Source organism: Microbacterium lacus, from assembly GCF_044794305.1.
In the GTDB taxonomy this organism is placed as follows: Bacteria; Actinomycetota; Actinomycetes; order Actinomycetales; family Microbacteriaceae; genus Microbacterium; species Microbacterium lacus_B.
Map to the genome: position 1 here is coordinate 3,409,137 of NZ_CP084996.1, position 25,183 is coordinate 3,434,319.

A 25,183-nucleotide genomic window follows, 5' to 3' on the forward strand; every position below is an offset into this window, starting at 1 on the left:
CTGAGGCCGGTTCCGCGAGGAACAGTCCCAGCCTGTCGAAGGGCGGCCCGACCGGCATATGCCGTGTGGCGGCATAGAGCCGTGTGGGATCTGTGCGGAAGTGCATATCCATTTCCTAAATTCACAAGGGAGAACTCGTGGAGTCCAACTCCGAGATCCAGACAGCCGACCTTTCGGCTGACGAGCGCACGGAAGCGCCCGAATCAGCCGAGAACGTCGTCGAAACCGGTGAGACCGTCGCCGAGACCACCGAAGCCCCCGCTGCCGAAGAGCAGCCTGCTGACGAGCCTGTCGCTGACGAGCCCGTCGCTGACGAGACGGCGGCGCCCGAGGCTACCGCCGAGGGGGTCGCACCCGAGGCGCCCGCGGAGCAGCCCGTAGTCGAGGAGCCCGTCGCGGAGCAGCCCGTAGTTGAGCAGCCCGTCGCGGAGCAGCCCGTAGTTGAGCAGCCCGTCGTTGAGGCGCCCGTGACCAAGCCGGTGCGCAAGCGCGCCCCGCGCCGGGCCAAGAGCACCGACCCCGAGGTCATCGCCGCCACCGAAGCCGCCGCCGAGGCTGCTGCGCAGCCCGGCGCCGAGGTTGCCCCCGAGGGTGCATCCGACGCTGCCGCGCCGGCCGATGCTGCCGCGCCGGACGCGGAGACCCCCGCCACCCCCGACGTCGAAACCGGCACTGCCGAGGCATCCGACACTGACAACGCCGCCCCCGAGGCCGGCGATGCGCCCGCCGAGACACCTGTCGACGCCGAAGGCGCACAAGACGCGGACAGCGCCGAAGGCGCTGAGTCGTCGTCGCGAAACCGTAGCCGTAACCGCAGCCGCAGCCGTAGCCGCGGTGGCCAGGGCACGCAGAACGGTCAGAACGGTCAGGGCGGCAACGCACAGGGCGGAAACGCGCAGGGCGGCCAGAACAACAACGACGCCAAGCCGGCGGGCCAGAACCAGCCGCAGTCGCAGGCTGCCGCATCCGACTCCGATGACGACGGGCAGGGCGGCCGCGGTCGCCAGCGCAACAAGCGCCGCCCGGCGAACAGCCAGGGTGACGAGTTCGACACAGAGATCGGCGAGGACGACGTCCTGATCCCCATCGCGGGAATCCTCGACGTGCTCGACAACTACGCGTTCGTGCGCACGTCGGGCTACCTGCCCGGCAACAGCGACGTCTACGTCTCGCTCGGCCAGGTCAAGAAGTACAACCTCCGCAAGGGCGACGCTGTCGTCGGCTCGATCAAGCAGCCCCGTGAGGGCGAGCAGTCCAGCCGGCAGAAGTACAACGCGCTCGTCAAGGTCGATGCCGTCAACGGCCTCTCGGTCGAAGATGCGGCCAACCGCGTCGAGTTCGGCAAGCTCACTCCGCTCTACCCGCAGGAGCGCCTGCGTCTGGAGACAGCACCCGAGAAGCTCACCCAGCGCATCATCGACCTCGTCGCGCCGATCGGCAAGGGCCAGCGCGGACTCATCGTCGCGCCGCCCAAGGCGGGCAAGACGATCGTCCTGCAGCAGATCGCGAACGCCATCGCCACGAACAACCCTGAGGTCCACCTCATGGTCGTCCTCGTCGACGAGCGCCCCGAAGAAGTCACCGACATGCAGCGCACGGTCAAGGGCGAGGTCATCGCCTCGACCTTCGATCGCCCCGCCGAAGACCACACCACGGTTGCCGAACTCGCCATCGAGCGCGCCAAGCGCTTGGTCGAGCTCGGTCGCGATGTCGTCGTGCTGCTCGACTCGATCACCCGCCTGGGCCGTGCGTACAACATCGCCGCTCCCGCGTCGGGTCGTGTGCTCTCCGGTGGCGTTGACGCGTCGGCTCTGTACCCGCCCAAGCGGTTCTTCGGTGCCGCGCGCAACATCGAAAACGGTGGATCGCTCACGATCCTCGCCACGGCGCTCGTCGAGACCGGCTCCAAGATGGATGACGTGATCTTCGAAGAGTTCAAGGGCACCGGCAACAGCGAACTGCGCTTGTCGCGTCAGCTCGCCGACAAGCGCATCTTCCCCGCGGTCGACATCAACGCCTCGAGCACGCGTCGTGAAGAGATGCTGCTGTCGGCAGATGAGGTCAAGATCACCTGGAAGCTCCGCCGCGCTCTGGCAGGGCTCGACCCGCAGCAGGCCCTCGAGGTCGTGCTGGGAAAGCTCAAAGAGACGCAGTCCAACGTTGAGTTCCTGGTTCAGATGCAGAAGTCGATCCCGACGCCGACCGGCGGTGGCAACAGCCACGGGCACGAAAACAGCATCCGCTGACGCACGTCGTTCGGAGAGTTCATGTTCGAATCGGTGAAGACCCTCATCGACGAGCACAAGGCCGTCCAGGAGGAACTCTCCGACCCGGCCGTGCACGCTGATGCAGGCCGCGCCAAGCGGGTGAACCGCCGCTATGCCGAGCTCTCACGCATCGTCGCTGCGTACGATGCGTGGGTGCTCGCCACCGGCGACCTCGAAGCAGCGCAAGAGTTCGCGAAGGAAGACGAGGCGTTCGCCGCCGAAGTTCCCGCTCTCGAAGAGCGCGTCGAAGAGTCACAAGAAAAGCTTCGACGTCTGCTGATCCCGCGTGACCCGGACGACGCCCGTGACGTGATCATGGAGATCAAGGGCGGCGAGGGCGGCGCGGAGAGCGCGCTGTTCGCCGCTGACCTCCTGCGCATGTATCTGCAGTACGCCGCCTCTCGCGGGTGGAAGACCGAGATGCTCGAGCGCACCGAGTCTGATCTCGGCGGCTATAAGGACGTCCAGGTCGCGATCAAGGGTTCCTCGACCGACCCCGCTCAGGGGGTGTGGGCGTCCCTCAAATACGAGGGCGGTGTGCACCGCGTGCAGCGGGTGCCGGCCACGGAGTCCCAGGGCCGCATCCACACCTCCACGACGGGCGTGCTGGTCTTTCCTGAGGTCGATGAGCCCGATGAGGTCGCGATCAGCCCGAACGACCTCAAGATCGACGTCTTCCGTTCCTCAGGACCGGGCGGTCAGTCGGTGAACACCACCGATTCCGCCGTGCGTATCACCCACCTCCCGACCGGGATCGTCGTGTCGATGCAGAACGAGAAGTCGCAACTGCAGAATCGCGAGGCCGGGATGCGTGTCCTGCGTGCGCGGATTCTCGCACGACAGCAGGAGGAGCTGGATGCCGCAGCATCCGACGCTCGAAAGTCGCAGATCCGCGGCATGGACCGCTCCGAGCGCATTCGCACGTACAACTTTCCGGAGAACCGGATCGCCGATCACCGCACCGGGTACAAGGCGTACAACCTGGATCAGGTGATGGACGGAGCCCTCGGCCCGATCATCGAGTCGTGCATCGCGGCCGATGAAGAAGAGCGCCTTTCTGCGCTCGGCTCCGAGGACTGACCCGGGCTCACTGCCCCGTCAATCGAGCAAGCCGGACGAGCCGAGGATACGCTCGGGAACGAGCTGAATGACAACGCGCTTCGGGTTCACCCGGGGCTGGCGATAGCGCGTCGCGTAGAGCGACACCGCGTGGGCGACTGCATCCGTGTCCCGTTCGATGCTGGCGGTTCCGGCGATGCTCAGCCATTGCGGCCCCGCGACCTGAGCCACGGTCGCGCGTGAATCCCGCTCGACGTTGCGAACCTTCTGACTTCCGTCGCTGGTGATGATGCGAACAATGCCGCCTGACACGGTGAAGCCGACCGCGACGGCGTGAATCAGGCCAGACGGTGCGATGGTCGAGAGCGTGGCGAGGTGGTACTCGGTCACGAATCGCCAACCATCGCTGCTCACGCGCGCGGTCGGGCCGGTCTGCGGCGTTTCGGTCATCCTCGGAGCCTACTGTGACGCTGGATTGGTCTCGATCGCGTCAGCAAGGGTAGCCTTACCTACGTCAACTCCTCGATTCCCGCACTCGTTCTCACTCTGGAGCTTTCTCCCCATGCGCGTCACCGCTCGTCTTTCGCTCGCTGCCCTCCTAACATCCGGGCTCCTGCTCTCAGGGTGCGCCGGGACCACTCCCGCTCCCGAAGAGACCGGCGACGCTCGCCCCGCGCAGGGCGACAGCGCCTTCACGCTCTATTCCGGACGCGATGAGGCCCTTATCCAACCCCTCATCGACCAATTCGAGCAAGAGACCGGAATCGAGGTCGAGGTACGCTACGGCAACACCGCCGAACTGGGTGCGCTGCTTCTCGAAGAGGGCGATGCCACCCCCGCCGATGTGTTCTTGTCGCAGGATGCCGGCGCCCTGGGGGCGCTGAGCCAGGACGGGCTGTTCGCAGCCCTGCCTGCTGACATCGCCGAAGCAGTGCCGGCCGGATTCACCTCCACCGACGCCACCTGGGTCGGAGTCACCGGTCGCGCACGGGTCGTCGTTTACGACGGCGAGCGCTTCGATGCCGCCGACCTGCCCGACACCATTGACGAGTACGTCACCGAGGAGTGGGCGGGCAGGCTCGGAGTCGCGCCGAGCAACGCCAGCTTCCAGTCCTTCGTCACCGCGCTCCGTGTGCTGGAGGGTGAGGATGCCGCGACCACTTGGGTCGATGACCTCGCCGCCGGAAGCCCTCAGGTGTTCGAGAACAACCGCGCGATTCTCGCCGCGGCCGACCAGGGAGTGCTCGATGCCGGGCTCATCAATCACTACTACTGGTACGCGGCGGCAGCCGAGGCCGGCGCCGAGAACATGCGCGCGCAGTTGAAGTTCTTGACGGCCGGGGATGCGGGCTCGATCGTGAACGTGACCGGCGCCGGCATCCTCTCCGGCGCTGCAGACGATGCTGACGCGCTCGAATTCTTGCGATTCCTCGTATCGGAAGCCGCCCAGACGTACTTCGTCGAGCAGACGTTCGAGTACCCGCTCCTTCCAGGCATCGATGCTCCGGAGGGTCTGCCGAGCATCGAGAGCCTTGTGAACCCCGACCTCGATCTGAGTGATCTCGACGATCTCGCCGCTACGCAGCAGTTGCTCACCGATGCGGGGCTCATCTGAGTCGATGACGATCGCACCCGAGCGCGCTTCGAGGGCCACCGGGGCCCTCATTGCCGACGACGCCCGGGCACGGTCGGGTGGTGCACGATCACGTCGCGCCCCGCTCGCGCTGCTCGTCGCAGCATTGGTGTCGGCCGCGGCAGCGGCAATTCCGCTGGTGTATCTGTTTGTGCGGGCAGCCGAAGCGGGTCTCCCGACCATCATCGATACCCTCACGGGTACTCGGGTCTTGCAGTACGCCGCCAACTCGCTCACGCTCGCGGCAGCGACGACGGCATCCGCACTTGTCCTCGGCGTCGCGGTGGCGTTTGTGCTCACTCGAGTGCGGGTGCCTTTCGCGCGCAGCTGGCTACTGATCTCGGCCCTTCCACTCGCGGTTCCGTCCTACCTGGCCGGGTACGGGTGGCTCGTCGGTCTTCCCGGGCTCAACGGCTTCGTTCCGAGCTGGATCCTGCTGACAGCGGTGACCGTTCCGTACGTGTCGTTGCCGGTTGCGGCGGCCCTGAGAGGTGCATCCGGAGACCTCGAGGGCGTTGCCCGCACACTCGGTCGGGGCCCGTGGCGAGCATTTCTGGTGGCGACCTGGCCAAGCGTGCGTCCGGCCGCCATTGCGGGATCGCTGCTCGTGGCGCTCTACGCGTTGAGCGACTTCGGCCTTGTGGCGATGATGCGATATCCGACGCTCACGTGGGGCATCAACGCCGCCTACTCGGCGAGTTTTGACCGCGCACAGGCGGCGACCCTCGCCCTGCTCCTGGTGGTTCTCGCGCTGGTGGTCGTGATCGGTGAGCGCACCGCGCGCCGCAACGTTCCCCGCGCAGCCGCACGCGCGGTCGCGCCGCGCGCCGTCAGTCGACCGGTGCTGCTTTCTCTGCTGCCCGTCGTTGCGGTTGCGCCGCTCGTCGGCGTGATCGTGCCCCTGCTGGGATTGCTTTCGACGTTGCTCGATGCCGAGACCGTGCGAGCCATCGATGGACCGCGCCTGCTTCAGGCGGTGGTTTCGACGGTCGGGGTCGCGATAGCTGCGGCAATTCTGGCGATCCTGCTCGCGCTGCCGATCGCTGCGCTCACCGCACGCCACCGGGGCCGCCTCGTCGCAGCGATCGAGTCGGTCGGGTACCTCGGGCACGCGGTGCCGGGGATCGTGGTCGGTCTCTCTTTGGTCTTCTTTGCACTGGCGGTCGTGCCGGGTCTGTATCAGAGCATTGCGGTGCTCGTCTTCGCCTACGCAGTGCTGTTCATGCCCAAAGCGATCGGAACGATGCGGGCCGGGCTCGGCGATGTGCCGCCCCGCCTGGTCGCCGTCGCGCGCACTCTGGGCCACTCACCACTCCAGGCGTGGTGGCGAGTCACGGTTCCGCTGGCGCTGCCCAGCATCGGAATCGGCGCACTGCTGGTGGCCATCGCGACCATGAAAGAATTGCCCGCAACGCTGCTCTTGCGGCCCACCGGTTTTCAGACTCTCGCCACCGAATTGTGGAACCGTACGGTCGTCTTCGAGTTCGGCGCCGCAGCACCCTATGCGGCGCTGCTTGTACTGGTTGCGGCGGTGCCCGCAGTCGTGCTGTCGGGCGTTCGGAGCGCGGCCAAGGAGGAACTGTGAGCGAGCTCGTCATCGACCGAGCCAGCGTGGCGCACGGCTCTACGCTTGCGATCGACGACGTGTCGCTCACTGTGGCCAGTGGCGAACTGATCGCCGTGCTCGGTCCGTCCGGCTGCGGCAAGACCACACTTCTGCTGGCCATCGCGGGATTGCTGCCCCTGCGCTCGGGCACCATCGTGATCGGGGGTCGAGAGATCTCGCGCGCCGGGCGCACCGTCGTCCCCGAACGGCGGGGTGTCGGGTGGGTGCCTCAAGAAGCCTCGCTGTTTCCCCATCTATCGGTGGCGGAGAACATCGGTTTCGCTGTGCCTCGGCGGGGAGGCCGCGGTGCGGGTGGCCAAACGCGCGCCACGCGTATCGCGGAGCTTGCTCGATTGGTGGGGCTCGAAGAGCTGACCGGCCGAGCGCCCCACCAGCTTTCGGGTGGGCAGGCGCAGCGCGTCGCCCTCGCTCGCGCACTCGCGCCGCGACCTGATCTGCTCCTGCTGGATGAGCCCTTCGCAGCACTCGACACCCAACTGCGCACGGGTCTTCGCCGCGAGGTCGCAGAACTGCTGCGTGCGCAGGGCACCACGTCTCTCCTGGTCACCCATGACCAGGAGGAAGCGCTCTCGTTGGCAGATCGCGTCGCTGTGATCCATGACGGGCGCCTGGCGCAGTTCGCGACCCCGGAAGAGATCTATCAGAACCCTGCGAGCGACTGGGTGGCCTCCTTCGTGGGTGATGTCGTCGAACTCGAAGGGCGGTGGCGCCACGGTCGGGTGCTGTGTGCACTCGGCGCGGTCGAGGCGCATGCCGTCGGTTTCGCTCCGGCGGACGGTGATGATGTGCGGTTGATGCTTCGTCCCGAGTGGATCGTCCCGCGACCCGACCTGCTCGCCCACGCCGCTGCCGGCGCCGATGCGCGGATCGCCGCGATCTCTTACGCCGGCCACGATGCGATGATCACCGCGGACCTCTTCGACGGTCCGTCGGTGCTCATTCGAATGACGGCGGTCGAATTGCCGAGCATCGGCGATTCTGTGCGTTTGGCAGCGCAGCGTCCCGGGCTCGCTTTCGCACCGAAGTGATTCGAGGTCGCACCGAGTCGCGGGACTATGCTCGCCCCATGATCATGTTCCTCATCCGGGCGTTCATCTTTCTTCTTTCGGCCGCCGTCGGTCTCCTCGTAGCCGATTGGGTCCTTCCCGGCTTTTCGATCGATTGGACGCACTGGTGGGGTTTCCTGCTGGCCTGCGTCATTTTCGCGGTGCTGCAAAGCATACTGACCCCGTGGATCGCTTCGGTCGCGCGCCGTAACGCGCCGGCGCTGTTGGGCGGCGTCGGCATCATCTCGACGCTGATCGCACTGGTCGTCGTCGCCGTGCTGCCCGACATGGGCATCACGATCGGCGAGCCCGTGCTGCTGACGTGGCTTCTGGCGCCGGTGATCGTATGGCTCGTGACGGCGCTGGCGACCCTCTTCCTCCCGATGATCTTCATCAAGAAGAAGGTCGACGAACGGCGCGCCTAGCCCTTCACGTCGGGCGACCCACAGATCAGATGTGATATTCCAGCGTCGTCAGGAGCGCTCGGCTGTCTTCGCCGTCTTTGCGCGGCCGGGCCTTCGCAGGGACGCCCACCAACACGCTGTCGTCGGGAGCATCGCGGGTGACGACGGCGTTTGCGCCGACGAGAGAGCGAGCGCCGATCGTGATCGGCCCGAGGATCTTCGCGCCGGCACCGACGGCGACACCGTCACCGATGGTCGGATGCCTCTTGCCACCCTCGCGCTGACGGCCACCGAGGGTCACCCCGTGGTAGAGCATGACGTCATCGCCCACCTCGGCGGTTTCGCCGATGACGACGCCCATGCCGTGGTCGATGAAGAAGCGGCGCCCGATCGTCGCCCCGGGGTGGATCTCGATGCCGGTGAGCCACCGGGTGACCTGCGACCCGAGTCGCGCGATGAAGCGCAGGCGTCGGCGCCACAGCGCGTGCCACACTCGGTGCGCCCAGATGGCATGCAGGCCGGGGTACAGAAGAGCAATCTCGCCCGAGCTTCGCGCCGCAGGGTCGCGCAGCTTCGCCGCGGTGATGTCTTCGCGGACCGCTGCGAAGGCCGTGCGAATGAGGCTCATGCTTTTGCCTTTTCCGGTTCGCGCACGTGCTCGTACAACGCCGTGGAGAGATACCGTTCGCCCGCTGAGGGGATGATCACGACGATGGTCTTGCCCGCAGCCTCCGGTCGCGCGGCAACCTCGAGCGCAGCCCAGATCGCGGCTCCGCTGGACATGCCCACCAGGATCCCGTCCTTCGTCGCCGTCTCACGGGCGACACGGATGGCATCGTCGAACTGGACGTCGATCACCTCGTCGATCACGTCGCGGTCGAGCACAGCGGGGACGAAGTTGGGCCCGATGCCCTGAATCTTATGGGGACCGGGGTGTCCCTTGGTGAGGACGGGGGAGTCGGCCGGCTCGACGGCGATGATCTTGACGCCGGGTACGCGCTCCTTCAGCACCTGGCCGACGCCGGTGATCGTCCCTCCGGTTCCGACGCCGGCGATGAAGTAGTCGACGTGATCGTCGGTGTCGCGCAGGATCTCTTCTGCCGTGGTCTTGCGGTGAATCGCGGGGTTCGCCTCGTTCTCGAACTGCCGAGCCCACACCGCGCCGGGCGTGTCGGACACGATGCGCTTGGCCTCATCAACGGCGTGCGACATGCCCTTCGTGGGGTCGGTCAACACGAGTTCTGCGCCGAACGCGGCGAGCAGCGTGCGACGCTCTTTCGACATCGAGGCGGGCATCGTGAGGATGACGCGGTAGCCGCGCGCGGCTCCGACCATCGCCAGGGCGATGCCGGTGTTGCCGCTCGTCGACTCGACGATCGTCCCACCCGGCTGGAGTTCTCCGGATGCCTCTGCAGCGTCGACGATCGCGATGCCGAGGCGATCCTTGACGCTGGAAGCCGGGTTGTAGAACTCGAGCTTGGCCAGGATCGTCGCATCCACCCCCTCTGCCACGCGATTGAGTCGCACGAGCGGAGTGTTTCCGAAGGCGGTGGTGATGTCGGGGTGGTAGCCCGTCACGGCGTCCCTTTCGTTGAGGTGAACCTCAATCCTCGCGCAGATCCTCGAAGAGAGGGGTCGAAAGGTAGCGCTCACCGAAGGAGGGGATCACCACGACGATGTTCTTGCCGGCTGCTTCGGGGCGTGCGGCGATCTGAAGTGCCGCCCACACGGCGGCACCCGACGAGATGCCGACGAGGATGCCGTCCTTCGTTCCGACCGCGCGCGCGGTGGTGACCGCGTCCGCGAACTCGACATCGATGACCTCGTCGATCACCGATTGGTCGAGAATCTCGGGCACGAAGTTCGGTCCGATGCCCTGAATCTTGTGCGGGCCGGGGGTTCCCTTGGTCAGCAGCGGCGAGTCAGCAGGCTCGACGGCGATGACCTTCGCCCCTGGCACGCGCTCCTTGAGCACCTGACCGACACCGGTGATGGTGCCGCCGGTGCCGATGCCGGCGACGAAGTAGTCAACGGCCCCCTCGGTGTCGCGGATGATCTCTTCGGCGGTCGTCTTGCGGTGAATCGCGGGGTTCGCCTCGTTCTCGAACTGACGGGCCAGAACCGCGCCCGGAATGCCTTCGGCGATCTCGACGGCCTTGGCGACCGCGCCCTTCATCCCCAGCGCGGGATCGGTGAGCACCAACTCAGCGCCGTAGCCCTTGAGCAGCAGGCGCCGCTCGATCGACATCGATGAGGGCATCGCGAGCACGACGCGATAGCCCCGCGCGGCACCGACCATCGCCAGGGCGATGCCGGTGTTTCCGCTCGTCGCCTCGACGATCGTGCCGCCCGGCTGCAGGTCGCCCGAGGCCTCTGCGGCGTCGACGATCGCGATGCCGAGGCGATCCTTCACGCTGGATGCCGGGTTGTAGAACTCGAGCTTGGCAAGGACGTTGCCTGCCAGGCCCTCCGCGACGCGGTTCAGGCGCACGAGCGGGGTGTTCCCGAAGGCGGCGGTGATGTCGGGGAGGATGCCAGTCATTTCAAGGGCCTTTCGCGCGGCGGAATCTTGCGGAGACAACTCTACGGCGCGGTCTCGCTGTCCGTGCGGGGAGCGCGAGTGTGAGTCGTTCTATGACATCGCCGCGCCGCTGCCGGCGGCATAGGCTTGACGCCGTCATGCCCTCTGCACCCAGCTCCCTCCCGCTCTCCGACGTGCTTCGGCGCGCTGTCGACCTTCTCGCGCAGGCGGGGGTCGCCGACCCGACGGTGGATGCTGAATTGCTGGTCGCTCACGTGCTCGGGCAGTCTCGAGGCGAAGTACAAGCTGCGCTCATCCGCCGCGCCGCGATCGAACCCGGTGACGTCGAACGCCTCGACGTGCTCGTGCGTCGTCGCGCCAGCCGCGAACCTCTGCAGCACTTGACCGGTCACGCACCGTTCCGTCACCTCGATCTGCGTGTGGGCCGGGGAGTCTTCGTCCCGCGACCCGAGACCGAGATGGTGGCGCAACTGGCGATCGATGCTCTCCGAGCAGCGGCCTCCGAAGCTCCCGTCGCCGTCGATCTCGGAACTGGTAGCGGCGCGATCGCCCTGGCCATGGCGACCGAAGTGCCGCATGCCCGAGTCTTCGCTGCCGAAAACTCGGTCGATGCGTTCATCTGGACGAAGGAGAACTTCGCCCTGATCGGAGCCGAGAACGCCACGCTCGCCTTCATCGACCTCGCGCGTGCCTTCCCTGAACTCGACGGCACCGTCTCGGTAGTGGCGTCCAATCCGCCGTATGTTCCGGATGCTGCGATCCCGCGTGACCCTGAGGTGCGCTTCTTCGATCCGCCGGTGGCGCTCTACGGGGGAGCGGACGGCCTGGACGTCGTACGTGTACTGAGCGGCGTGGGCCTCCGCCTGGCGCACCCCGGCGGGATGATCGTCATCGAACACGGCGAGTGGCAGGGCGCAGAGATCCGCGCGATCCTCACCGCAGACGGGTGGCGCGCAGCATCCACTCATCCCGATCTGACGATGCGCGATCGCGCGACGACCGCGATCCGCCCGTGACGCTGAGGGAAGGCTCAGGCTCGTCACAACTAGACTGATCGGGCCATGTCAACCCTCTTCGATTGCCGCGACGACTCGCAGCTGCTTCCGGGAATGCGCGAGGCTCGCAAGGCCATCGCACGCGGCCAGCTCGTCGTTATGCCGACCGACACCGTTTATGGCATCGCCGCGGATGCCTTCAGCGCGTCAGCGGTCAAGGCACTCCTCGAGGCCAAGGGCCGGGGACGTCAGTCGCCGCCGCCCGTGCTCGTCTCCGGTATCCCCGCAATGCGCGCGCTCGTTGCCGAACTCCCCGAGCCCATCGAGCGACTCGTCGAGGCGTTCTGGCCGGGTGGACTGACGATCGTTCTGCCCGCGCAGCCGTCCTTGACCTGGGATCTCGGCGAGACGCATGGCACGGTCGCTGTGCGCATGCCCGACCACCACCTGGCCCGAGAACTGCTCGAAGAGACCGGCCCCCTTGCCGTGTCGAGCGCGAATCTGACCGGCATGTCGGCCGCCGTCGTCGCTCAGGACGCCAAAGACATGCTCGGTGACAGTGTCACGGTGTACCTCGACGCCGGCCCCGCGGCAACCGGCATCGCCTCGACGATCATCGATGCGACGAGCCTCGTCGGCGGCGACGACCCGCTCGTACGCGTGCTTCGCGACGGCGCGATTTCGCGGGAGCAGCTCCGCACGGTGCTCGGCGATCTGCTCGAACCAGACCCTGCCGAAGAGCCCGCCGCTGTCGACGAGACCGCCGTTGCCGCCGAACCGGCTGCGGGCGATCAGTGAATCAGGACGACCAGTGAATCGGGGTGACCGGTGAAGCAGTACGTCTTCACGATTCTCTTCACCGCGACCGTCACCTTCTTCCTGTCATGGGCTGTCTGGCGACTGAGCATGAAGTACAAGCTGTACCCCGGCATCCGCGAACGTGACGTTCACAAGACCCCGACGCCCCGGCTCGGCGGAATCGCGATGTTCCTGGGCGTCACAGCCGCCTTCTTGGTGTCGTCGCAGAACCCGTTCTTCGCGATCATCTGGGCCCAGCCCGAACGTGTATGGGCTGTGCTGGGCGCCACGTTCCTGATCGTCGTCGTCGGTGTCGCCGACGACCTCTGGGACCTGGACTGGATGATCAAGCTCGGCGCACAGTTTCTGGCCGCCGGTATCATCGCGTGGTTTGGTGAGCTGCAGATCTACACACTGCCCATCGGCGGGATGACGATCTTCTCCAGTTGGGCGAGCTTCGTCCTCACCGTGTTCTCGATCGTCGTGGTGATGAACGCCGTGAACTTCATCGATGGCCTCGACGGTCTGGTCGCCGGTGTGTGCCTGATTGCCAACAGCGTGTTCTTCGCCTACTCCTACCTTCTTGTGCGCGACCAGGGGGCGAGTACTTACTTCAACCTGGCCTCGTTGATCGCGGCCGTGCTGATCGGCGCGTGCATCGGGTTCCTCCCGTTGAACTGGAGTCCTGCGCGCCTGTTCATGGGGGATGCCGGCGCCCTCATGCTGGGCCTGCTCATGGCGTGCTCGGCCATCGCCGTCACGAGCAACCTCACGCCGCAGATGCTCGACCCCGATGAGTTCGGCCGCTCGCAGCTGCTCGGTGCGTTCATCCCGATCCTTCTCCCGGTGGTGATCGTGCTCTTGCCTCTGCTGGACTTCGGCCTGGCGGTGATCCGCCGCATGAGCGCGGGCAAGTCGCCGTTCTCGCCCGATCGCAAACATCTTCATCACCGGATGCTCGACATGGGCCACTCCGACCGTGATGCCGTGCTGATCTTCTACGCGTGGACGGCCGTGGTGAGCCTGTCGTTCCTTCTCATGTACATCGGTACGCAATCCGACTGGCCGGGGGAGTATCTCCTCGGCGTCGCCTTCGGCGTCGTCGGTGTCGCGGTGTGCCTCGTCCTTACTTTCCTCCCCTCGCGACGCCGTGACGTGTCGATCGAGCCCGCCCGAGAGAGATCCCTATGACTACCAATCCCGTATCGAGTACCCCGATTCTTCGGACGACGCTCGTCTGGTCGGCGATCGTTACCGGCGTTCTCGCTCTTGCCGGAGCCATCATCGGCTACCTCGTCGACGGCCAGACCGGACTGTGGAGCGCGTTGACCGGGGTGGTGCTCGCTGCGGTATTTCTCGCGATCACGGGTGCCAGCATCCTGATCGCCAACCGCTGGTATGCCGACCCGCTCTACGTCCAGATCTTTTTCGGCATCGTGATGGGCGGCTGGATTCTCAAGCTCGTCGTGTTCATCGTCGTGCTGGTCGTCCTACGTGGCCAGCCGTGGCTGAATGCTCAGATCTTCTTCGTCGCCGTCGTGGTGAGCATCATTGCGTCGCTCGTCATCGACGTCGTTGTTCTCACGCGGATGCGGATTCCGCACGTCAGCGACATAACTTTGCCGACCGAAGACCCCGATGATGCGGTCGGCGGTGCCCCGGTGGTCGAGAACGACCCCGAAGCGAACTCAGGGACCCGCTGAGTTTGATAGGCTGACTCTGCGCCCGCCCGCTCGATCCGAGTGCTTGCGGAGTGACTCTCACCGACCATCGTCGCAACGGTTTACGCCGGTGCCCCGAAGCTGGAGCCAGCGCTGTTAATTGAAGCTGCGAGCCTGATCGCCACTGCCGCCGAATCGGACGATGGCGAGTTCCACGCGCCATCTATCTGGGAGTTCTTCCCCGACGCCATCCTCTTTGAGGGCACCTGGTTCGAGATGACCCGGATCAACATGATCCAGGTCCTCGCCACCATCGCCCTCGTCCTCATCTTCTGGCTCGGCACCCGTCGCATGCAGATCGTGCCGGGACGATTCCAGAGCCTCGTCGAGATGGGACTGGACTTCGTCCGCGTCAACATTGCGCACGATCTGCTGGGCAAGAAGGACGGCGATCGGTTCCTGCCGATCCTGACCACGATCTTCTTCATGGTCTTGTTCATGAACATCACGGGAATCATCCCGTTCTTGAACATCGCAGGCACGAGCATCATCGCAGTCCCCCTGCTCTTGGCGCTCGTGTCGTACTTCACCTTCATCTACGCCGGCATCAAGAAGAGCCCCAAGAACTTCTTCAAGAACTCGCTCTTCCCGGCGGGTGTGCCCTGGCCGATCTACATCATCGTCACCCCGATCGAGTTGATTTCGACGTTCGTCATCCGCCCGGTGACGCTGACGCTCCGACTCCTCATGAACATGATGGTCGGCCACCTGTTGCTGGTGCTGTTCTTCGCCGCGACGCAGTTCTTCTTCTTCACCGCCGGCGGCTGGTGGACACTCCTCGGAGTCGGCTCGCTTGCCTTCGGCTTCGTCTTCACTCTGTTCGAACTCCTGGTGGCAGTTCTCCAGGCGTACGTCTTCGCCCTCCTCACCGCGGTCTACATCCAGCTCGCGGTGGCGGAAGAGCACTAATCCCGGGTCGGCTCAGCCACCCGTAACCGAAAGGAAAACCAACCCGTGGACGCAACTACCGTTCTCGCCCAGGTCACCGGATCAATCGCGACGGTCGGCTACGGCCTCGCCGCTATCGGCCCGGCCATCGGCGTGGGCATCGTCGTCGGCAAGACGATCGAGGGTGTCGCCCGCCAGCCCGAGCTCGCAGGTCGCCTGCAGGTTCTGATGTGGATCGGTATCGCCTTCACCGAGGCGCTCGCCTTCATCGGCATCGCCACCGCCTTCATCTTCGGCTTCTGATCCCCACCTCACGACGTAAGGAGACAGGATGCTGAACGCTCTTGTCACATTCGCCGCTGAAGAGGGCGAGACGGCGCCGAACCCGCTGCTCCCGGCGATCTATGACATCGTCTGGTCATTGGTGTGCTTCATCGTCATCCTCTTCATCTTCTGGAAGGTTGCCCTTCCCAAGATGAAGAAGATGCTCGACGAGCGCGGCGCAGCGATCGAAGGCAACATCGCCAAGGCAGACGAGGCACAGCGCAAGGCCGAGGCCGCGCTGGTCGAGTACACCGCGCAGTTGGCTGATGCACGCAAGGAGGCCGGTGAGATCCGCGACGCCGCCCGCGAGGATGGCAAGAAGATTCTTGCTGAGGCGAAGGATGCCGCTACCTCCGAAGCTGCACGCCTGACCGCTTCCGCCCACGCGCAGATCGAAGCAGAGCGCCAGAGCGCTTTCGTCTCGCTCCGTAGCGAGGTCGGCACCCTGGCGCTCGACCTGGCCGGTGGAGTGATCGGTGAGACGCTTTCCGACGACGCGAAGGCTCAGGCTGTCGTGGATCGCTTCCTTGCCGAGCTCGAGGCAGAGACGGCGACGAAGTAATGGGTAGCGCGACCACTCAGGCACTCGCAGCGACGACGAAGGCGCTCGACGCCACGTCGGGCATCGATCTGACCGTCGCCGGCGAACTCTTCGCCGCGGCGCGCGCGATCGGTGACTCGTCGCAGCTGAGCGGCGCGCTCGCCGACTCCGCGGCCGCCCCGGCGGCTCGTCGCAAGGTCGTCACGGATGTCTTCGGCCCCGTGTTCTCGCCGATCACCGTGGCCCTGCTTTCTGGCGCAGTCGACGAGCGCTGGTCGTCGGCCGATGACCTCGTCGACAGCATCGAAGAGCTCGCGATCCGTTCGGCAGCTCTTTCCGAGCCGAACGCCGACGTCGAGGCGGAGCTTTTTCGGTTCTCGCGCACGGTCGCTGAGAACCCGGAGCTCGAGCTTGCTCTGGGAAGCCGCTTGGGCAAGACATCCGAAAAGGGTGTTCTGATCGAGAAGCTCCTCGGTGGTCGCGCCAGCGCAGCCACCACGCTGATCGTCGCCTCCCTGGTGCAGCAGCCGCGCGAGCGTCGCGTTCGTCAGATGCTGACGCGGGCGACATCGCTTGTCGCCGATCAGCGCGGACGGATCGTTGCCACAGTGATGTCGGCGATGCCCTTGGCGGACGCTCAGCTCGAGCGTCTGGCCGGCACGCTGTCACAGCGCTACGGCCGCGAGGTGTCGTTGAACACTGTCGTCGACCCCACGGTCGTGGGCGGACTGCGCGTGCAGATCGCCGACGATGTGATCGACGCGAGTGTGTCGTCGCGCCTGGCGGATCTTCGCCAGCGCCTGGCTGGATAACTACAGACTTCCCGCATCGATCTGATCGATCGGACGCGGAGACTTCGGGGCACCGTCCCCACCGAACGAAGGAACACAATGGCAGAACTGTCAATCAGCCCCGACGTCATCCGTGACGCGCTGAAGGATTTCGTCGCCGCCTACGAGCCCACGGGCGCAGCGGCGACCGAGGTCGGCACCGTCATCGACGCGGCCGACGGCATCGCCCACGTCGAGGGGCTCCCCGGCGTCATGGCCAACGAGCTGGTCAACTTCGCCGACGGCACCCAGGGTCTCGCTCTGAACCTTGACGAGCACGAGATCGGTGTCGTGGTCCTCGGCGAGTTCTCCGGCGTCGAAGCCGGCCAGCAGGTCACCCGCACGGGCGAGGTTCTCTCCGTCGCCGTCGGTGATGGCTACCTCGGCCGCGTTGTCGACCCGCTCGGTAACCCGATCGATGGACTCGGCGCCGTTGCGTCCGAGGGTCGCCGTGCACTCGAGCTGCAGGCTCCTGGCGTCATGCAGCGCAAGTCGGTGCACGAGCCGATGCAGACCGGTATCAAGGCGATCGACGCCATGATCCCCGTTGGTCGCGGCCAGCGTCAGCTCATCATCGGTGACCGCCAGACCGGCAAGACGGCGATCGCGATCGACACGATCATCAACCAGAAGGCCAACTGGGAGTCCGGCGACGAGAACAAGCAGGTTCGCTGCATCTACGTCGCCATCGGTCAGAAGGGTTCCACGATCGCCGCCGTGAAGGGCGCGCTCGAGGACGCTGGTGCGATGGAGTACACGACGATCGTCGCGGCCCCCGCATCCGACCCCGCCGGCTTCAAGTACCTGGCTCCCTACACGGGTTCGGCCATCGGCCAGCACTGGATGTACGGCGGCAAGCACGTCCTGATCATCTTCGACGACCTGACCAAGCAGGCCGAGGCCTACCGCGCCGTGTCGCTGCTGCTGCGTCGTCCTCCGGGACGCGAGGCCTACCCGGGTGACGTGTTCTACCTGCACTCCCGTCTGCTCGAGCGCTGCGCGAAGCTGTCTGACGAGCTTGGTGCAGGGTCCATGACTGGTCTTCCAATCATCGAGACCAAGGCGAACGACGTCTCGGCGTACATTCCGACCAACGTGATCTCGATCACCGACGGCCAGATCTTCCTCCAGTCCGACCTCTTCAACGCCAACCAGCGTCCGGCGGTCGACGTCGGTATCTCGGTCTCGCGTGTCGGAGGTGACGCTCAGGTCAAGTCGATCAAGAAGGTCTCCGGAACGCTGAAGCTTGAACTGGCGCAGTACCGCTCGCTCGAGGCGTTCGCCATGTTCGCGAGCGACCTGGATGCAGCATCCCGCCGTCAGCTCTCCCGTGGTGCGCGACTCACTGAGCTGCTCAAGCAGCCCCAGTACTCGCCGTACCCCGTCGAAGAGCAGGTCGTCTCGATCTGGGCCGGCACCAACGGAAAGCTCGACTCGATTGAGGTCGAAGACGTGCTGCCGTTCGAACGCGAACTGCTGGACTACCTGCGTCGTAACACGACGATCCTCGACACCCTCCGCGACACGAACGTCCTTGATGACGACACGGCCGCAGAGCTGGCGAAGAAGACCGACGAGTTCATCCTCGAGTTCCAGGCCGGCAAGGGTCAGGCGATCGGCAAGCTCGGCCACGAAGAGGTCGCAGCGGCTGAGGCAGAAGACGTGAACCAGGAGAAGATCGTCAAGGGTCGCCGCTAAGGCGGTCTGAGGCAACAACCATGGGCGCACAACTCCGGGTCTACAAGCAGAAGATCAACACTGCTCAGACGACCAAGAAGATCACGAAGGCGATGGAACTCATCGCGGCTTCGCGCATCCAGAAGGCGATGGCGCGAGTGCGCGCGTCCTCACCCTTCGCGCGGGCCGTGACCAGGGCCGTTTCTGCCGTGGCTACACACTCCAACATCGAGCACCCGCTCACGAAAGAGCGCGAAGTGATCCGTCGGTCCGCCGTCGTGGTCTTCGCCTCTGACCGCGGCCTCGCCGGCGCCTTCAACTCGCAGGTTCTGCGCGAGGGCGTCGAGTTGGCCGAGCTTCTGCGTCAGCAGGGCAAAGAGCCGGTGTTCTACCTCGTCGGACGCAAGGCGGTCGGCTATTTCCAGTTCCGTCGCATCCAGAGCGCGGCAGAGTGGACGGGCGACACTGATACGCCGCACTTCCACACCGCCGAAGAGATCGCGGCAGTTCTGCTCGATGCCTACGACCGCTCGGGCGAAGACGGTGGCGTGGACGAGATTCACCTCGTGTACAACCGCTTCGTGAGCATGATGACGCAGACGCCCGAGACGGTGCGCATGCTCCCGCTCGAAGTCGTCGAGGCCGAAGAGACGGCGACCGCGCAGGTCTACCCGCTCTACGAGTTCGAGCCCGATGCTGGCGTCGTGCTGGACGCTCTCCTGCCGGTGTACATCCAGAGCCGCGTCTTCAACGCCCTCCTGCAGTCGTCGGCAGCCAAGCACGCCGCGACGCAAAAAGCGATGAAGTCCGCCAGCGATAACGCAGACAAGCTCATCACCACCTATACGCGCCTGCGCAACAACGCGCGCCAGGCCGAGATCACGCAGCAGATCGCCGAGATCGTCGGCGGCGCCGACGCCTTGTCGTCCGGCAAATAGACACTGTTCCTAAAGAACACGAAAGAGAAGAAGCCATGAGCCTCACCGCAGACAAGACGGAATCGACCACGGTCGCGCCGGTCGTCGGTCGCGTCGCACGCGTCACGGGTCCGGTCGTTGACATCGAGTTCCCGCATGACTCGATTCCCGACATCTACAACGCGCTGAAGACCACGATCACGGTCGACGGCGAGTCGAACGAGATCACCCTCGAGGTCGCGCAGCACCTCGGCGACGACCTCGTTCGCGCCATCTCGCTGAAGCCGACCGACGGCATGGTCCGCGGTCAGGAAGTCCGCGACACGGGCGACCAGATTACGGTTCCTGTGGGCGACGTCACCAAGGGCAAGGTGTTCAACGTCATCGGTGAGATCCTCAACGGAACTCCCGGCGAACAGGTCGAGATCACCGAGCGTTGGCCCATCCACCGCAAGGCGCCTAACTTCGACCAGCTCGAGTCCAAGACTCAGATGTTCGAGACCGGCATCAAGGTCATCGACCTGCTGACCCCGTATGTGCTCGGTGGAAAGATCGGTCTGTTCGGTGGTGCCGGTGTCGGCAAGACCGTCCTCATCCAGGAGATGATCCAGCGCGTTGCGCAGGACCACGGTGGCGTGTCGGTGTTCGCCGGTGTCGGCGAGCGCACCCGCGAGGGCAACGACCTCATCCACGAGATGGAAGAAGCGGGCGTCTTCGAGAAGACAGCACTCGTCTTCGGCCAGATGGATGAGCCGCCCGGAACGCGTCTGCGCGTAGCCCTGTCGGCTCTGACGATGGCGGAGTACTTCCGTGACGTGCAGAAGCAGGACGTGCTGTTGTTTATCGACAACATCTTCCGCTTCACCCAGGCCGGTTCCGAGGTTTCGACTCTGCTCGGTCGCATGCCCTCCGCCGTGGGTTACCAGCCGAACCTCGCCGACGAGATGGGTGTGCTCCAGGAGCGCATCACCTCGACGCGTGGTCACTCGATCACCTCTCTGCAGGCGATCTACGTTCCCGCTGACGACTACACCGACCCCGCTCCGGCAACAACGTTCGCGCACCTTGACGCGACGACCGAGCTGTCGCGTGAGATCGCATCGAAGGGTCTGTACCCGGCCGTCGACCCGCTGACCTCGACCAGCCGAATCCTTGACCCGCGCTACATCGGTGAGGACCACTACCGCGTAGCCACGGCCGTCAAGCAGATCCTCCAGAAGAACAAGGAACTGCAAGAGATCATCGCGATTCTCGGTGTCGACGAGCTGTCCGAAGAAGACAAGATCGTCGTCTCGCGCGCACGCCGCATCCAGCAGTTCCTCTCGCAGAACACCTACATGGCGAAGAAGTTCACCGGTGTCGAGGGTTCGACGGTTCCGATCAAGGAGACCATCGAGTCGTTCGATGCCATCGTCAAGGGTGACTTCGACCACGTGGCCGAGCAGGCCTTCTTCAACGTCGGTGGTATCAACGACGTCGAAGAGCAGTGGGCGAAGATCCAGAAGGAGAACGGCTGACATGCCGCTGAAGGTGAGTCTCGTCTCCGCTGACGCGGAGGTCTGGTCCGGAGAGGCGTCGCTCGTCGTCGCCAAAACCGTGCTGGGCGAGATCGGCTTCATGCCCGGTCACGAGCCGGTGCTGGCGATCCTCGCCGAGGGTCAGGTGCGCATCACCCAGACCTCCGGAGAGAAGATCATCGCCAACGCCCAGGACGGGTTCCTTTCGATGGAACGCGACGAGTTGACGATTGTCGCGGGTAACGCGGCACTCATCGCCTGAGTGCTCGTACTACTACCTCCATCCGAGACCAAGCGAGCGGGGGGATCGAGGCACGTCCTCGATCCTCCCGCTCTCGCTTTGCCACAGCTCGCCAGGGAGCGTGAGGCGACGATCGATGCGCTCGTCGCGTTGTCGCAGGATCCGGATGCCGCAGCCAAGGTACTGAAGCTCAGCGCGACCCAACTCGACGAGATCATGGTCAACGCCGAGATTCGCACGGCACCGACCATGCCCGCGGTGGACCGCTACACAGGTGTGCTCTACGACGCCCTCGATGCGGCGTCCCTGGGCTCGGCGGGCAGACGTTGGTTGGGCGCGCATGTGCTCATCCACTCCGCGCCCTTCGGCCCGGTGCGTGCGCTGGACCGGGTACCGGCCTATCGTCTCGCCGCGGCAGCGTCACTGCCGGGGCTGCCGCCTCTGCGGCGGCTGTGGGGTGCTGCGGTGACGGAGGCGTTGGCGGCGGCATCCGCCCCATTCATCCTCGACCTCAGGTCAGAGGCGTACGTTGCGCTCGGGCCTGTGCCCTCGTCGGTGCCGTCGGTCTATGTGCGCGTGGTGTCGGAGTCTGAGTCCGGCGCTGTGCGCGCGCTCAACCATTTCAATAAACGCGCGAAGGGTGCGCTGGTGCGTTCGCTCGCCGAGGCCCGCCCGCGGGTCAGTTCGCGGGCGGGGCTGGTGCGGTGGTTGGATGCTGCGGGCCACCGTGTCCGCGAGGGAGAGTCCGGCGAGCTCGAACTCTTCGCGTGAGGCTCAACGCGGGCTGGTTCCGGTGTTCTCGGCGGTACGTTCGGTGTTCTCGGCGATAGCGATCAGCGCGACGACGCCCTCGATCACGAACCTGAGTGCGATCACGGAGAACATCGCAATGACGGGTACGAGGATCAGCGTCGCCACGATCAGCGAGAGACCCGCCCCGACGTTTCCGTTCACAAGGTAGGACACACCCGAGATGATGCCGCTGACGAGGTAGACGATGAACCCGATGGCGATCGCGATCAAGCCGACGAGGTAGAAGACGCTGGCGAGGCGCCGCGTGATGAATGTTCGGAACGAGATGTCGAAGAGGGCGCTGACGAAGCCCCGCCCGATGTCATCGACCTCGCCGTGCAGAGACGTGGGAACGCCGGTGTTGTCGGGGTCTGCTGACGGATCATAGGCAGCCGCCGTCGGCGTCGTGGCGGGGGCGCCTCCCGTGCGGGCGGCTTCTTCAGCGGGCTGAGGGGGAAGCGGCGGGACGGGCGGGTTGTCGCTCATGAGGATCCTTCCGTGTTGCAACAGGCGTACTCGCCAGGCTAGTGATCGCGGCGGGCTCGCACGACCCGTGACGCGCCACATCCGCAGAGTGGGGCGCGAACGGTTGCATCGCTACCATGTGAGGCGTGGGGCAGCGGCTTCATGAATCCGTGCCATTCCCGCTGAGGAGCACACTCATGTTCAATGTTTTCGACTATCCGGGACTGCTGACGGGGATCACGGTCTTCGGTCTCATCGTCTGGGCGATCAGCTCGTTCTTCCTCATGAAGATCTTCGAGAAAGCCGGCGTGCAGGGCGCGTGGCGAGCCTGGGTGCCGGTCTACAACCTGATGGTCTTTTCGAAGCTCGGCGACCTCAGCCCGTGGCTCATCCTGATCGCCTTCGCGGCGACGGCGGTGCTCGGCAACGTGGCCATCATCGGCTCGCTCGTTTCGCTCGCGACCTTCGTCCTCCTGTTGATGGCTGCGTGGCGTGTGGGGCTCAAGCTACAGAAGGGGCCCGCTTGGATGGTGCTCTTCTTCTTCCTCTCCATCGTCTGGTACGGCATCAACGCATTCGACTCCTCGCGGTGGAACCCGAACGTTCCGCCCGCGCCGTGGGCCGGCAACGCCCTCCTCTCGGACCGCACGATATGGCAAGGCGTTCCGGTGCAGACGTCGGCGGGCGCCGTTCCGCCCACCGGCTATGCGCCGCCGCCGGTGGGATATCAGCCTCCGCAACCCCCGGCTGGCTACCAGCCGCCCGCTGGCTACGGGCAGCCTCCGGCGCCCTCAGGCCCTCCCGTCGGCTACTCACCACCCCCGGCGCCGTCAGCGCCTCCTGCTGCCCCGCCGGCGCCTTCCGGGCCTCCCGTCGGCTACTCGCCGCCGCCCGTACCACCGGCGGAAGATCCGAAGCCCTGACTCGGCGTCCGCCGAGCGGGCACCGTACTAGCGTGGAAGTATGACTTCATCCATGCCACAGCGTCGTGTCGGCGCATCCGGACTCGTCGTTTCAGCGGTCGGACTCGGTTGCAACAATTTCGGTCGGCCCGGCACCCGCACCGAGACTCTCGAAGGCACGATCGAGGTCCTGGATGCGGCCATCGATGCCGGCATCACGCTGCTCGACACCGCCGACATGTACGGCGGCGAGCCGGGGCTTTCAGAAACACTCATGGGCGAGGCGCTGCGCGGAAAGCGCGACAGTGTGATCCTCGCGACGAAGTTCGGCCACTCCGGCCGCGACATGGGTTACCCGCCTTCGGGAGCGAAGGCATCGAGGGCGTACATCCGGCGAGCGGTCGAGGCATCCCTCCGCCGTCTGCAGACGGAGTGGATCGACCTGTATCAACTGCACACCCCCGACACGGAGACACCGATCGAAGAGACGCTGGATACGCTCACCGACCTCGTGCGCGAGGGCAAGGTCCGCTATATCGGGCACTCGAATCTCACCGGCTGGCAGCTCGCGGAGGCGCACTACGTCGCCCGCGAGCGCAACCTGGTGTCGTTCGTGTCGGCGCAGAATCACTACAGTCTCCTCGCACGTGCGGCCGAACGCGAAGTGCTGCCGGCCGCAGAACGGTTCGGCCTCGGGCTGTTCCCCTACTTCCCGCTGCACAACGGATTGCTCACCGGAAAGTTCAGCCGCGAGCATGCACCGCAGGACTCTCGGATCATGCGGCAGCGCAAGCACGTCTGGGAGGACGCGCCCTGGGATGCCCTCGAGGCATTCCAGGCGTTCTGCGACGATCGCGAGATCACGATGCTTCAGGCGACATTCGGCTGGCTGCTTGCCCGTCCCGCCCTCGCGAGCGTGATCGCCGGTGCGACGAACGTCGATCAGGTGCGCGCAAACGCTGCCGCGGGCTCGGCGTGGACACCCGCAGCAGAAGACATTGCCGCGATCGATGAGTTCTTCCCGCTCGCCGAAGATCCGGCCGCAAAAGTCTGAGCGACACGTGCCCGCGCGGCTCCACACCGGGGGGCACGAGGCAAACCGACTAGTATGTGAGCACGTCGTCGCGACTATTGTCGGGGCGAATTTGTCGGCGAGGGGGAGGGGACGGCGTGGCTGAAGCATCCACTCATTCGCAGACGATCGATCTTCCCGGCGGCGCACTTGAGTTGCGCTGGGCATCGGTGACGCATACCGGCCGTCGGCGCGAAATCAACCAGGATGCCATGCTGACGAGCTTTCCGCTGTTCATCGTCGCGGACGGTATGGGTGGTCACATCGGTGGCGAGATCGCGAGCGCGAGCACGATCGACCGTCTATCGGCGGTCGCCACCTCAGGAGACGTGACCCCGAGATCGATCGAGAAGGCGCTCTCGCGCGCGGTCAAAGACATCGCCGGGCACCCCGAAACAACCGACGACGGCACGGGCACCACCGTGACCGGGGTCTATCTGGACGCGACTACCGAACCCGCCCACTGGGTGACGCTCAACATCGGCGATTCGCGCGTGTATCTCGCGCGCGATGGGTCAATCGTGCAGATCACCACAGACCACTCCGTGGTGCAAGAACTCATCGCCGCAGGCCGACTGAGCCCCGAAGAAGCCGAGAACCACCCCTACGGCAACGTGATCACACGCGCCGTCGGACCGAGCAACGGTGTCACACCCGACTACGTGCGGTTGGATGTGATCGACGGAGATCGGTTCGTGATCTGTTCGGATGGCCTCACCAAAGAGCTCACCGACTACGGCATCCTGCACTTCCTCACCGAGAACGCTGACCCCGCCGAGGCAGTGGACGCGATGCTTGAGGCGGCGCTCGAAAACGGTGGGCGAGATAACGTCACGATCGTCGTCCTCGACGCGGCACTGCCCAGCAGTGCCGTCCCTTCCTCCCCAGACGCCGACTGAGCGGAATCGCTCACAGTTTCGGCTGC

Annotated in this window: 27 protein-coding genes; 22 read left to right on the forward strand and 5 right to left on the reverse strand. The window is 65.5% G+C overall.

Annotated elements, in window-relative coordinates:
* Positions 1–137: 137 nt before the first annotated feature.
* Together rho and prfA are read left to right on the forward strand one after the other, a co-directional pair.
* Entirely contained in the window at positions 138–2,246 is a 2,109-nt protein-coding gene (gene rho / locus LG299_RS16015; protein ID WP_404432017.1) for a transcription termination factor Rho, read from the forward strand.
* Between the two features lie 21 nt (positions 2,247–2,267).
* Positions 2,268–3,347: a peptide chain release factor 1 gene (gene prfA, locus LG299_RS16020; RefSeq protein ID WP_404432019.1), complete on the forward strand. Its 1,080-nt coding sequence runs from the start codon at positions 2,268–2,270 to the stop codon at positions 3,345–3,347.
* Between the two features lie 18 nt (positions 3,348–3,365).
* Here the strand turns inward: prfA and LG299_RS16025 are convergent, their stop codons facing one another.
* Positions 3,366–3,776 carry a PPOX class F420-dependent oxidoreductase gene (locus LG299_RS16025; RefSeq protein ID WP_404432021.1) on the reverse strand — a complete coding sequence of 137 codons (411 nt, stop codon included), beginning with the start codon at positions 3,774–3,776 and terminating at the stop codon, positions 3,366–3,368.
* A 112-nt stretch (positions 3,777–3,888) separates the two neighbouring features.
* On the opposite strand from LG299_RS16025, the gene LG299_RS16030 reads away from it, so the two are divergent.
* From LG299_RS16030 to LG299_RS16045, 4 genes are read left to right on the forward strand one after another with little or no spacing between them, the layout of a single operon-like run.
* Positions 3,889–4,941: an extracellular solute-binding protein gene (locus tag LG299_RS16030; RefSeq protein WP_404432023.1), complete on the forward strand. Its 1,053-nt coding sequence runs from the start codon at positions 3,889–3,891 to the stop codon at positions 4,939–4,941.
* A 4-nt stretch (positions 4,942–4,945) separates the two neighbouring features.
* Complete coding sequence (locus LG299_RS16035) at positions 4,946–6,544, forward strand: ABC transporter permease (protein WP_404432025.1); 1,599 nt, start codon at positions 4,946–4,948, stop codon at positions 6,542–6,544.
* Positions 6,541–7,614: an ABC transporter ATP-binding protein gene (locus LG299_RS16040; RefSeq protein WP_404432027.1), complete on the forward strand. Its 1,074-nt coding sequence runs from the start codon at positions 6,541–6,543 to the stop codon at positions 7,612–7,614. The genes LG299_RS16035 and LG299_RS16040 overlap by 4 nt, the downstream gene beginning before the upstream one ends.
* Before the next feature lie 38 nt (positions 7,615–7,652).
* Positions 7,653–8,057, forward strand: coding sequence for a hypothetical protein (locus LG299_RS16045; protein WP_404432029.1), 405 nt, complete (start codon positions 7,653–7,655; stop codon positions 8,055–8,057).
* 25 nt (positions 8,058–8,082) lie between these two features.
* Here the strand turns inward: LG299_RS16045 and epsC are convergent, their stop codons facing one another.
* The 3 genes from epsC to cysK (LG299_RS16060) are packed head-to-tail and all read right to left on the reverse strand — an operon-like array spanning position 8,083 to position 10,578.
* On the reverse strand, positions 8,083–8,664 hold the full coding sequence (gene epsC / locus LG299_RS16050) for a serine O-acetyltransferase EpsC (protein WP_404432031.1): 582 nt from the start codon (positions 8,662–8,664) through the stop codon (positions 8,083–8,085).
* On the reverse strand, positions 8,661–9,614 hold the full coding sequence (cysK, locus tag LG299_RS16055; protein WP_404432033.1) for a cysteine synthase A: 954 nt from the start codon (positions 9,612–9,614) through the stop codon (positions 8,661–8,663). Before cysK (LG299_RS16055) ends, epsC begins: the two co-directional genes overlap by 4 nt.
* A gap of 25 nt (positions 9,615–9,639) precedes the next feature.
* A complete protein-coding gene (gene cysK, locus LG299_RS16060) occupies positions 9,640–10,578 on the reverse strand; it encodes a cysteine synthase A (RefSeq protein WP_404432035.1) in 939 nt (312 codons plus the stop codon).
* Positions 10,579–10,715: 137 nt separating this feature from the next.
* Between cysK (LG299_RS16060) and prmC the strand changes: the two genes are divergently transcribed.
* The 13 genes from prmC to LG299_RS16125 all read left to right on the forward strand — a co-directional run bounded on the left by prmC (position 10,716) and on the right by LG299_RS16125 (position 21,798).
* Positions 10,716–11,594 carry a peptide chain release factor N(5)-glutamine methyltransferase gene (gene prmC, locus LG299_RS16065; protein ID WP_404432037.1) on the forward strand — a complete coding sequence of 293 codons (879 nt, stop codon included), beginning with the start codon at positions 10,716–10,718 and terminating at the stop codon, positions 11,592–11,594.
* 45 nt (positions 11,595–11,639) lie between these two features.
* Positions 11,640–12,371: an L-threonylcarbamoyladenylate synthase gene (locus tag LG299_RS16070; RefSeq protein WP_404432039.1), complete on the forward strand. Its 732-nt coding sequence runs from the start codon at positions 11,640–11,642 to the stop codon at positions 12,369–12,371.
* A 30-nt stretch (positions 12,372–12,401) separates the two neighbouring features.
* Positions 12,402–13,562: an MraY family glycosyltransferase gene (locus LG299_RS16075; RefSeq protein ID WP_404432041.1), complete on the forward strand. Its 1,161-nt coding sequence runs from the start codon at positions 12,402–12,404 to the stop codon at positions 13,560–13,562.
* Positions 13,559–14,074, forward strand: coding sequence for a hypothetical protein (locus LG299_RS16080; RefSeq protein ID WP_404432043.1), 516 nt, complete (start codon positions 13,559–13,561; stop codon positions 14,072–14,074). The genes LG299_RS16075 and LG299_RS16080 overlap by 4 nt, the downstream gene beginning before the upstream one ends.
* A 249-nt stretch (positions 14,075–14,323) precedes the next feature.
* Complete coding sequence (atpB, locus tag LG299_RS16085; protein ID WP_404432045.1) at positions 14,324–15,001, forward strand: F0F1 ATP synthase subunit A; 678 nt, start codon at positions 14,324–14,326, stop codon at positions 14,999–15,001.
* A 45-nt stretch (positions 15,002–15,046) separates the two neighbouring features.
* On the forward strand, positions 15,047–15,283 hold the full coding sequence (gene atpE / locus LG299_RS16090; RefSeq protein ID WP_404432047.1) for an ATP synthase F0 subunit C: 237 nt from the start codon (positions 15,047–15,049) through the stop codon (positions 15,281–15,283).
* A gap of 28 nt (positions 15,284–15,311) precedes the next feature.
* On the forward strand, positions 15,312–15,866 hold the full coding sequence (locus LG299_RS16095; RefSeq protein ID WP_404432049.1) for a F0F1 ATP synthase subunit B: 555 nt from the start codon (positions 15,312–15,314) through the stop codon (positions 15,864–15,866).
* Positions 15,866–16,657, forward strand: coding sequence for a F0F1 ATP synthase subunit delta (locus tag LG299_RS16100; protein ID WP_404432051.1), 792 nt, complete (start codon positions 15,866–15,868; stop codon positions 16,655–16,657). Before LG299_RS16095 ends, LG299_RS16100 begins: the two co-directional genes overlap by 1 nt.
* Positions 16,658–16,735: 78 nt before the next feature.
* The gene (atpA, locus tag LG299_RS16105) at positions 16,736–18,373 is read left to right on the forward strand and encodes a F0F1 ATP synthase subunit alpha (RefSeq protein WP_404432053.1); all 1,638 of its coding nucleotides are present in this window, start codon (positions 16,736–16,738) and stop codon (positions 18,371–18,373) included.
* A gap of 20 nt (positions 18,374–18,393) precedes the next feature.
* On the forward strand, positions 18,394–19,290 hold the full coding sequence (locus tag LG299_RS16110; protein ID WP_404432055.1) for a F0F1 ATP synthase subunit gamma: 897 nt from the start codon (positions 18,394–18,396) through the stop codon (positions 19,288–19,290).
* A gap of 35 nt (positions 19,291–19,325) precedes the next feature.
* Positions 19,326–20,786, forward strand: a complete 1,461-nt coding sequence (gene atpD / locus LG299_RS16115) for a F0F1 ATP synthase subunit beta (RefSeq protein WP_404432057.1) — start codon at positions 19,326–19,328, stop codon at positions 20,784–20,786.
* Between the two features lies 1 nt (position 20,787).
* On the forward strand, positions 20,788–21,048 hold the full coding sequence (locus tag LG299_RS16120) for a F0F1 ATP synthase subunit epsilon (protein WP_404432059.1): 261 nt from the start codon (positions 20,788–20,790) through the stop codon (positions 21,046–21,048).
* Entirely contained in the window at positions 21,049–21,798 is a 750-nt protein-coding gene (locus LG299_RS16125; RefSeq protein ID WP_404432061.1) for a YaaA family protein, read from the forward strand.
* A 3-nt stretch (positions 21,799–21,801) separates the two neighbouring features.
* Here LG299_RS16125 and LG299_RS16130 read toward each other — a convergent pair whose 3' ends face one another.
* Complete coding sequence (locus tag LG299_RS16130) at positions 21,802–22,305, reverse strand: DUF4282 domain-containing protein (protein WP_404432063.1); 504 nt, start codon at positions 22,303–22,305, stop codon at positions 21,802–21,804.
* 176 nt (positions 22,306–22,481) lie between these two features.
* Between LG299_RS16130 and LG299_RS16135 the strand changes: the two genes are divergently transcribed.
* From LG299_RS16135 to LG299_RS16145, 3 genes are all read left to right on the forward strand, one after another.
* Positions 22,482–23,207, forward strand: a complete 726-nt coding sequence (locus LG299_RS16135) for a large exoprotein (RefSeq protein WP_404432065.1) — start codon at positions 22,482–22,484, stop codon at positions 23,205–23,207.
* A 40-nt stretch (positions 23,208–23,247) separates the two neighbouring features.
* Positions 23,248–24,240, forward strand: a complete 993-nt coding sequence (locus LG299_RS16140; protein ID WP_404432067.1) for an aldo/keto reductase — start codon at positions 23,248–23,250, stop codon at positions 24,238–24,240.
* A gap of 116 nt (positions 24,241–24,356) precedes the next feature.
* A complete protein-coding gene (locus tag LG299_RS16145; protein ID WP_404432069.1) occupies positions 24,357–25,157 on the forward strand; it encodes a PP2C family protein-serine/threonine phosphatase in 801 nt (266 codons plus the stop codon).
* The last annotated feature ends 26 nt before the right edge of the window (positions 25,158–25,183 follow it).